Here is a 1,194-nt window from a genome sequence, read left to right as displayed (position 1 = left end):
CAACAGGTTTTATTACTATGCTAAAGGCAAAGTCTATCGTTCCAATGACGGCGGCTCATCCTTTCAAATTGTGAATGATTCACTTCGGAATGAAGGTTGGCATTCCCTGAAAACGGTGCCAGGGGTTAAGGGTGAAATTTGGCTGAGTCTAGACCGCAAGGGTTTTTATCGCTCTACCGATGGCGGTCAGTCATTCTTTAAGCTGCCTTCAGTAACCAGAGCTCACCTATTTGCTTTTGGTAAAGCACCCCAGGGCAGGGACACTCCAGCACTGTATATTTATGGAAATATTGATGGAAATGTTCCCAATGTCGAGAATGGGGTTAGGAATCGGGAAGCTACAGGGACTTCAGGAAGCTCAGCCAAAAGCCGTGCCCAAGAACCAGGAATATTCCAGTCTCTTGACATGGGACGCACGTGGACAAGGATGGGCGATCGCTCCCGACCAATTGGCAATAGACCTACTGTGATGGAGGCGAGTAAGCAGGAGTTCGGACTGGTCTTTATTGGTACCAATGGTAGGGGAATATACTACGGATCACAATAGGGTTAATTTTGATTAATTCCTTAAGATTTTTATAAAATTTTCCTTGTAATTAGGGGAATCGTTATTGAATAGGGAATACACTAAATAACTGACTTGTTTCGTGTTAATCAGGGAATCAAACGATGGCAATCCTGCAATTTTTAATCATTAGCGCCATTTGTATGGTGTTAATCAAGTTTGTTGCCTCTTGGTTTGGGTATGGCAACATACCGATACTGAATAAATTAGTGACAATTATTCTCAGCGTCTTCGTGACCTTTGAAATTGTTCAGCTGGTGCAAGCTATAATTGTGAAATTTGGTTGAGGGCTGTTCGCCCTTGGCGTTCCCGTAGGGTCGGTTGAGGGTTGAGGGAGGGTTGAAGGTTGAAGGTTGTTCGCCTTTGGCGTTCCCGTAGGGTAGGTTGAAGGTTGAAGGTTGTTCGCCTTTGGCGTTCCCGTAGGGTAGGTTATCCGGTTGAAGGTTGTTCGCCTTTGGCGTTCCCGTAGGGTAGGTTATCCGGTTGAAGGTTATCCGGTTGAAGGTTGACCTTCAATAAGATGCGATCGCTTAAATTATTAATAAGTTACTAAAGTTAAAAGTTGACTAGAGCGTTTCTCCTACTTATGAGGTAAAGTCAATTTTCTTACCCCTACTCCCTACTCCCTA

At 44.3% G+C, this 1,194-nt stretch carries 1 protein-coding gene and 1 pseudogene; both read left to right on the top strand.

Annotated elements, in window-relative coordinates:
• Positions 1-547, top strand: a pseudogene (locus F6K49_RS50815) (hypothetical protein); the annotation flags it as partial.
• A 122-nt stretch (positions 548-669) separates the two neighbouring features.
• Complete coding sequence (locus tag F6K49_RS50810) at positions 670-852, top strand: hypothetical protein (RefSeq protein ID WP_070390589.1); 183 nt, start codon at positions 670-672, stop codon at positions 850-852.
• The last annotated feature ends 342 nt before the right edge of the window (positions 853-1,194 follow it).

It is taken from the genome of Moorena sp. SIO3I6 (assembly GCF_010672095.1).
The sequence above is the reverse complement of the archived record's forward strand: the minus strand, read 5'-3'. Positions and strand labels throughout refer to the sequence as shown.

Excerpts from the sequence above, each read along its gene's own strand:
- F6K49_RS50810 (WP_070390589.1), top strand. The coding sequence starts at position 670 with ATGGCAATCCTGCAATTTTTAATCATTAGCGCCATTTGTATGGTGTTA.